7 protein-coding genes are annotated in these 7,548 nt (G+C 73.5%); 3 read left to right on the top strand and 4 right to left on the bottom strand.

Annotated elements, in window-relative coordinates; translation table 11 throughout:
* The first annotated feature begins 15 nt into the window (after window positions 1-15).
* Entirely contained in the window at window positions 16-657 is a 642-nt protein-coding gene (locus ACFXBC_RS14320; RefSeq protein ID WP_385023283.1) for a hypothetical protein, read from the top strand.
* Window positions 658-729: 72 nt separating this feature from the next.
* Here the strand turns inward: ACFXBC_RS14320 and ybaK are convergent, their stop codons facing one another.
* The 4 genes from ybaK to ACFXBC_RS14300 form a co-directional block, all read right to left on the bottom strand.
* Window positions 730-1,233 (bottom strand): Cys-tRNA(Pro) deacylase, encoded by a 504-nt coding sequence (gene ybaK / locus ACFXBC_RS14315; protein WP_385023277.1) that lies wholly within the window; start codon window positions 1,231-1,233, stop codon window positions 730-732.
* Window positions 1,234-1,280: 47 nt separating this feature from the next.
* Complete coding sequence (locus ACFXBC_RS14310) at window positions 1,281-2,024, bottom strand: LON peptidase substrate-binding domain-containing protein (protein WP_385023275.1); 744 nt, start codon at window positions 2,022-2,024, stop codon at window positions 1,281-1,283.
* Between the two features lie 5 nt (window positions 2,025-2,029).
* Complete coding sequence (locus ACFXBC_RS14305; RefSeq protein WP_385023273.1) at window positions 2,030-3,088, bottom strand: hypothetical protein; 1,059 nt, start codon at window positions 3,086-3,088, stop codon at window positions 2,030-2,032.
* Between the two features lie 315 nt (window positions 3,089-3,403).
* A complete protein-coding gene (locus tag ACFXBC_RS14300) occupies window positions 3,404-4,996 on the bottom strand; it encodes an oxidoreductase (RefSeq protein WP_385023271.1) in 1,593 nt (530 codons plus the stop codon).
* 124 nt (window positions 4,997-5,120) lie between these two features.
* Between ACFXBC_RS14300 and hisD the strand changes: the two genes are divergently transcribed.
* Both hisD and ACFXBC_RS14290 read left to right on the top strand, forming a co-directional pair.
* Window positions 5,121-6,443 (top strand): histidinol dehydrogenase, encoded by a 1,323-nt coding sequence (gene hisD, locus ACFXBC_RS14295; RefSeq protein ID WP_385023269.1) that lies wholly within the window; start codon window positions 5,121-5,123, stop codon window positions 6,441-6,443.
* A complete protein-coding gene (locus tag ACFXBC_RS14290) occupies window positions 6,440-7,546 on the top strand; it encodes a histidinol-phosphate transaminase (protein WP_385023267.1) in 1,107 nt (368 codons plus the stop codon). The genes hisD and ACFXBC_RS14290 overlap by 4 nt, the downstream gene beginning before the upstream one ends.
* Window positions 7,547-7,548: the final 2 nt, after the last annotated feature.

Raw genomic sequence — 7,548 nt, 5'->3', positions numbered from 1 at the left:
CCCCGCCCGTGGTCGCTGCGGTCGGCGACGCCCCGCGCCCGGGGGGGGGCCCGCGGGGGGCCGCCCCCCCCCCCGGGGCCGGGACTCCGCACCGAGCTGGTGCAGGCGGCCGTCGTCGCGCTCCTGGTGGCGGTGGCGGGCGTCCTGCTGGGCGTGCTCTGGATGTGGCTCGCGCCGCGTGTTCCGCTGATCTCCGACGGCAAGGCGGTCTACCTCAAGGACTCCGAGGGCGAGCAGGCGATCGGCGGGGACGGTACGTTCGCGCTGCTCGGGCTTGCTTTCGGCGTGGTGAGCGCCGCCGCGGTCTTCCTCTTCCGCAAGCGCGGCGGTGTACCGCTGGTCCTCGCCCTCGCGGTCGGCGGGCTGCTCGGTTCGCTGCTGGCCTGGCGGGTCGGGATCTGGCTCGGCCCGTCGCAGGACGTGGTCGCGGCGGCCAAGCACGCGGGCAAGGGCGTCACCTTCGACGCACCGCTGAAACTGGCCGCCAAGGGCGCGCTGCTCGCGTGGCCGGTGGCGGCGATGATCGTGCATCTGGGGGTGACCGCGGTGTTCGGGCCCCGGGACCCCGAGCCGGTGTGGGCTCCGCAGCCCCTGCCCGCTCCGCCGTTCCCGCAGGCGTACGGGGACGCTCCGGAGTGGCCGGACCAGAAGCCGTAGCAGCCGCCCCGACGGTCCGGGGCCGTCACGTCGTGGGCCTCCTGCCGGAGCGGCCCCGAAAGCTTCCGCGATCTACTGGGCCCGTCCCACCGTGGCCAGCAGCGCCCCGGTGAGCGCCGTCAGATCGGCCGGGGACAGCTCGACCTCCAGCCCTCTGCGCCCGGCCGACACACAGATCGTGCCGTGCGCCGAGGCCGACGCGTCCAGCACCGTGCGCAGGCGTTTGCGCTGGCCCAGTGGGGAGATACCGCCCAGGACGTACCCCGTGGTGCGTTCGGCCGCCGCCGGGTCCGCCATCGTGGCGCGCTTGCCGCCCACCGCCGCGGCCAGGGCCTTGAGATCCAGAGTGCCCGCGACCGGGACGACGGCCACCGTGAGTTCGCCGTCCACATCGGCCACCAGCGTCTTGAAGACCCGGTCGGGGGTGACACCGAGCGCCTCGGCGGCCTCCCCGCCGTAGGAGGCGGCCGCCGGGTCGTGTGCGTAGGTGTGCAGCGTGTACGCCGTCCCGGCTGCGGCCAGGGCCGCCGTGGCGGGAGTGCCGCCCGACTGCTGCTTCTTCGCCTTCTTCGCCACGCGGGCGCTCCTCGGGTCCGGTCGGGGCCGGGCAGCCGGCCGCAGGGTCAGTTGAGGTGGGTGGGGGCCCGGGTCAGATCCGTCGCGGGCAGCGACGGCAGATGCCGGATCACCGCGGTCTCCGAGCGCAGCAGCTTCAGCTCCTCGCGCAGCCGGGCCGCGATGTCCGGCGCTTCGAGCAGCCGCTGCTTGGCCGGTACGTCGAGCACGGCCGCCGCCGCGACCAGGTACGAGACCACGGAGGGCTCATCGGGCAGCTCGGCACCGGTGGTGAGCGAGCGTTCCCGCGCCCCGGCCAGCCGCTTCTGATACGAGCGGAAGGCGCGCAGCACACCCTCGGCGAGGGCGCCCGCGTCGTCCCCCGCCTCCTCGGGCAGCTCCTCGACCTCGGCGGTGAGGTACGGGCCTGTCGCGTCCAGCGCACCGATCCGCACCCGCGCCGTGCCGGTGGCGAGCACCTCGAAACTGCCGTTGTCCCGCTCCCGGATCGTCGCCGCGTCCGCGATGCAGCCGATGGAGTGCAGGGCGGTGGCCGGGTCGTCGCCGAAACCGGCGGCCGGGCCCGGCTCGGGCAGCGCGGCGCCGCCGGGCAGCCCCGGCAGCGTCGGCGCCACTTCCGAACCGTCGCGGATGGCGACGACGGCGAAGCGCCGGGGCTCGGCCTCGTCGTCCACCTTCAGCAGGTCGCGCATCATGGCGCGATAACGCTCCTCGAAGATGTTCAGAGGCAGCACGAGGCCCGGGAACAGCACCGAGTTCAGCGGGAAGAGAGGGAGGCGCGCGGTGGTCACAGCGGTCAAGCGTAATGGCCGCGGCCGCGGGCGCGCCCCGTTCTGTCGCGCCGCCCGCCGTCGGGGGCTGCCAGTACGCGTACGGCGCCGCGCAGTTCGAGGAACCGGCCCAGCGGATCGTCACTCAGCCGGGCCCACGGGAACGAGGTCACATCCGGGCCGATCAGCCGGAACTGCTCCAGCGCGTCGGCCCACCTCTCCCGGTGGGCCAGCACGTACACGAGCACGTTCCTGATCTCCGCCAGCAGCGGCTCGCCCGGCCCGTGACCGGCGGACAGGGCGATGGCGCGGTCCGCCGCCGCGTCGATACGCCCGGGGGCCGCATCGGGGCGCCCGCCCCCGGCGATGAAGGCGAAGGCCGCTCGTACCGGCAGGGCCCGCACCAGTGCTCCGGGCGGTGCCTCGTCGGCCGCCTGCTCCGCGAAGTCGAAGCACTCGCGGTGCGAGCCGTGCCACTGTGCGGACAGATAGCGCAGCGCGGCCACATGGCAGCCGTAGTGCCAGGGGGAGCGGCGCAGCGCCTGTTCCCAGAGGGTCTCGAACGTGGTGTGCCCGGCGTGCACACCGCGGGCGTGGTCCAGCGCGAGGCGCCACGGCACCGGGTCCCTGGGGTCACCGGCGGCCGCCGCGTCGATCAGCGGGCCGACCTCCCTCAGCAGTTCGGCGCGGGCGGGGGAGCCCCAGGCCCTGAGGACCGCGAGGGCGGCGGCGAGGAGCAGGGCGTCGGGGTCGCGCGGCGAGGCGGCGAGCCAGCCGGAGAGCCAGGCGTCCCTGCCGAGTGCGAAGGCGGCGAGCCGGGTGAGGTAGCGGTCGCGGTCCTCCCATCCGGCCGTCGTACGGGTGGCGGCCAGCAGGGCCGCCGCCGGTCCGTGGTCCCCGTCGGCCGCCGCGACGAGCACGGGCGCCAGCCGGGCGTCGGGGACGTCCAGCAGCACCTCTTCGTCGTGGGGCCCGTCCGGCACTGCGGCGGGCCGGGGCGGCAGACGGCGCGCCGTGCCGGTCAGGGAGCGCAGCGAACGCAGGGGAATGGCGCGGAGGGAGGGCAGGGCCGTGATGAGGGACATGGTGCGGACCATTGAAAACCGCAGGTGAGGACGGCGCCAGGGGGAGGACGTGAAGCTTTCGTATCGGGCTGATGGTTGTACGCGGAGTGGTCAAGGAGAGGTAAAGAGCAGCGGCGGCAAAGCGGCGGTCCGCACACGTCCCGGCAGCCGCGTCCGCCCCGCCGGGCTCTTCGGCCACGGCCGCCCCGTCCGTCCCGTCAGCTCCGCCAGCCCCGTCAGCTCCGCCAGGCGCCCGCCCTGCCGTCCGCGCGCCCTGTCCGCCCGACGCGCGCTCCGCCCGCCAGGCCCGCCCCGCCGCCCGCCAGGCCCGCCCCCTCAGCTGCGGCGCAGCAGCCGCGTCGCCCCCGTCGCGACCGTCGTGGCCAGGATCCAGCCGAGCACGATCAGCGCCGCCGCCGTCCACTGCCAGCCGCCGGACAGCTTCCAGTAGCCGTCCTGGCCGAGGTTGACCACCGGGATCAGCAGGTCCAGTGCGTAGAGCGCCGCGTTCCACTGCGGATGGCCGTCCGGGCTGATCGGCTTCGGGTCGTACCGCGAGAACGCGACCGTGCCCGCCGCCCAGAGCACCGCCATCCAGAGCGCGGCCCGCCCCGGCCGGTAGCCGTACGCCACCGTCCAGTCCTGGAGGTAGCCCCACACCTTGGCGGCCAGCGGCAGCGTCTCGCGGCGCCGGCGCTGCTTCGCCAGCAGCACCTCGCGCGCGTCGGCGTCCTCACCGCTGTTGCGGAGCACCGAGGCCAGCCGCTCGTACGGCTCCGGCGCGTATTCCGGGGTCGCCGCCGTCACCCACTCAAGGCGCTGCTCCAGCGGGAAGTGGCCGACCGGGATGAGGTTCTCGTAGCTGAAACCGCCCATCGCCAGACCGCCGGGACCCGGCCAGCTGGTCGACATGTCGACCAGGTTGACCACCTTGGCGCCGGACAGCACCACCCGGCCCTGCTCGGGGCGGTCCCCGAGGAAGCGCAGTTCGGGCGTCTGGATACGGCGCAGCGAGAGCTCCTGGTCGCTGTGCATACGGAACTTCGCACTCCGCAGGTCGAGCGCGTCCCCGAACCGCCCGTCGTCCAGCCGTATCCCGCCGACGCACTCGAACGGCTGAAGTCTCGTCCCGTACGGCGGAGTCGGCCCCGTGCCGTACGGAGGGGTGGTGCCCCCGCCGTCCGGAGCCACCCCCGCCGCCGAGAGATAGAGAGTGCGCTCCACGGAGAGCTGCGGGGCGTTGAGCGCCCGCCGCCCGTCCGGGTTCAGCAGCCGACTGCCGTTGAAGCTCAGCGAAACGCCGATCCGCGCCGAGCGCAGACTCACCTCGCCGTGCGACTCGATCATCTCGGCCTGCAGGTCCTGCGCCACGTACAGCCCGTCCGCCGCGATCGAGCGGCCCTTGCGGTCCGGGTGCACCACGATCATGTTGATCAGCAGATCCGTGCCGATCTGTGCGTCGGTCAGCCGGATGCCGCCCGCCACCCGGCAGCGCGGCAGATGCAGATCGCCCTCACTGTGCAGCCGGGCCGCCTCCAGACGCGGCATCGCGCAGCCGACCATCCGGACCGTGGTGACCCGGCACTCGGGAAGCAGCACCTCGTCCTCGAACCGGCAGCCGGTCAACTCCACGTACGGAGTGACCGTGCCGCCCGCGAGATCCAGCGCGCCGGTGATCTGCACCCCGGTCAGTTTGAGCGAGGAGACGCGCCCGGCCAGCGCGGGCGGACCACTGAGCAGCAGCAGGGCCACCACACGCGCCCGGACCGTGCGCTCCGGGCCCCAGGTCCGTGCCGAGAGCGGGTTGTCCATGACCGGGTTGCGGGTGCGCAGATCGTACGTACTGCCGTTGCGGAAGGCCTCCCACATGCCCAGCTCGGCGCCGGTCAGCCAGTCGGGCGCATGCTCGTCGTGCTGCGCCTCTGTCACTGCCGCCCCTCCCTGCCCACGAGTGATGGAGTGAACGCTAGCGGTCACCGCGAGGGGGCCAGTTGTGTATCAGCCACTGATACGGGCGACCGGAGGCCGCGGCCGGTCTGAGAGAATTGGGGGCATGATCTCCCGAATCGATCTGCGCGGCGACGCCCTCCCCGAGGGCGGCGACCTGCGCGACCTGCTGCCCCGTGCCGACTTCGATGTACAGGCCGCCCTGGAAAAGGTGCGGCCGATCTGCGAGGACGTGCACCATCGTGGCGACGCGGCGCTGATCGAGTACGCGGAGAAGTTCGACGGGGTGCGGCTGGACCGGGTGCGGGTGCCCGCCGAGGCCCTGGCCGATGCCCTGGACCGGCTCGACCCGGCGGTCCGGGCGGCCCTGGAGGAGTCGGTCAGGCGCGCCAGGCTGGTCCACCGGGCCCAGCGGCGCGCCGAGCACACCACGCAGGTCGTCCCCGGCGGCAAGGTGACCGAGAAGTGGGTACCGGTCGAGCGTGTCGGGCTGTACGCGCCGGGCGGACGCTCCGTCTACCCCTCGTCCGTGGTCATGAACGTGGTGCCCGCGCAGGAGGCAGGCGTCGAGTCGATCGCCCTCGCCTCCCCGGCGCAGAAGGAGTTCGGCGGTCTGCCCCACCCGACGATCCTGGCCGCCTGCGCGCTGCTCGGCATCGACGAGGTGTACGCGGCCGGTGGCGCCACCGCCGTCGCGATGTTCGCGTACGGCACCGAGTCCTGCCCCCCGGCCAACATGGTCACGGGCCCCGGAAACATCTGGGTCGCCGCGGCCAAGCGGTACTTCACCGGCCGGATCGGCATCGACGCCGAGGCGGGCCCGACCGAGATCGCCGTACTCGCCGACGCCACCGCCGACCCCGCCCATGTCGCCGCCGACCTGATCAGCCAGGCCGAGCACGACCCGATGGCCGCCGCCGTCCTCGTCACCGACTCGGCCGAGCTCGCCGACGCGGTCGAGAAGGAGCTGGCCCCGCAGGTCGCGGCCACCAAACACGTCACCGACCGGATCGTCCCTGCCCTGGAGGGCAAGCAGTCCGCGATCGTCCTGGTCGACTCGGTGGACGACGGCCTGAAGGTCGTGGACGCGTACGGAGCCGAGCACCTGGAGATCCAGACCGCCGACGCAGCCGCCGTCGCCGCCCGGGTCCGCAACGCCGGAGCCGTCTTCGTCGGCCCCTGGGCCCCGGTCTCCCTCGGTGACTACTGCGCGGGCTCCAACCACGTCCTGCCCACCGGCGGCTGCGCCTGCCACTCGTCCGGCCTCTCGGTCCAGTCGTTCCTGCGCGGCATCCACATCGTCGACTACACCCGGGACGCGCTCGCCGATGTCACCCACCACGTGGTGGCGCTCGCCGAGGCCGAGGACCTGCCCGCACACGGCGCCGCCCTCAAGGCGAGGTTCGGATGGCAGGTGCCCACCGCATGACCGGCATCGACGATCTGCCCGTACGCGAGGAACTGCGCGGCCAGTCGCCCTACGGGGCGCCCCAACTGGACGTCCCCGTACGGCTGAACACCAACGAGAACCCGTACCCGCTGCCCGAGGAGCTGGTCGACCGGATCGCCGAGCGCGTCCGCGACGCGGCCCGCACCCTCAACCGCTACCCCGACCGCGAGGCCACCGAGCTCCGCACCGAGCTGGCCCGCTACCTCACCAGGACGGCCGGGCACCCGGTCGATGCGGTCAACGTCTGGGCGGCGAACGGCTCGAACGAGGTCATCCAGCAGCTGCTCCAGACCTTCGGCGGCCCCGGCCGCACCGCGATCGGCTTCGAGCCCTCGTACTCGATGCACGCCCTCATCGCACGCGGCACCGGCACCGGCTGGATCTCCGGACCGCGCAACGAGGACTTCACCATCGACGTCGCCGCGGCCGAGCGCGCCATCGCCGAGAACCGCCCCGACGTCGTCTTCATCACCTCGCCCAACAACCCCACCGGCACCGCCGTCGACACCGCCACCGTCCTCGCGCTGTACGAGGCCGCGCAGGCGGCGGGCCCCTCGATGGTCGTGGTGGACGAGGCGTACGGCGAGTTCAGCCACGCGCCCTCGCTGCTCCCGCTGATCGAGGACCGGCCCCACCTGGTCCTCTCCCGGACCATGTCCAAGGCGTTCGGCGCGGCCGGGCTGCGCCTCGGCTACCTCGCGGCCGACCCGGCTGTGGTCGACGCCGTCCAGCTCGTACGGCTGCCGTACCACCTGTCCTCCGTCACCCAGGCCACCGCGCTCGCCGCCCTGGAGCACACGGATACCCTGTTGCGGTACGTCGAGCAGCTGAAGGCCGAGCGCGACAGGCTCGTCGGCGAGCTGCGCTCCATCGGATACGACGTGACGGAGTCCGACGCCAACTTCATCCAGTTCGGCCGCTTCCAGGACGCCCCGGCCGCCTGGCGGGCGATCCTCGGCCACGGGGTCCTGGTCAGGGACAACGGGGTCCCCGGATGGCTGCGGGTCTCCGTGGGCACTCCGGCCGAGAACGACGCGTTCCTCGAAGCGGCACGCGCACTGCACAAGGAGATCACCGCATGACT

Origin of the sequence: Streptomyces sp. NPDC059398 (assembly GCF_042751845.1) — a bacterium.
Classification (GTDB): Bacteria; Actinomycetota; Actinomycetes; order Streptomycetales; family Streptomycetaceae; genus Streptomyces.
The sequence above is the reverse complement of the archived record's forward strand: the minus strand, read 5'-3'. Positions and strand labels throughout refer to the sequence as shown.

Bases quoted from the DNA above. Each gene is read 5' to 3' on its own strand.
- hisD (WP_385023269.1), top strand. From the start codon at position 5,121: ATGATCTCCCGAATCGATCTGCGCGGCGACGCCCTCCCCGAGGGCGGC.
- ACFXBC_RS14305 (WP_385023273.1), bottom strand. From the start codon at position 3,088: ATGTCCCTCATCACGGCCCTGCCCTCCCTCCGCGCCATTCCCCTGCGT.
- ACFXBC_RS14290 (WP_385023267.1), top strand. From the start codon at position 6,440: ATGACCGGCATCGACGATCTGCCCGTACGCGAGGAACTGCGCGGCCAG.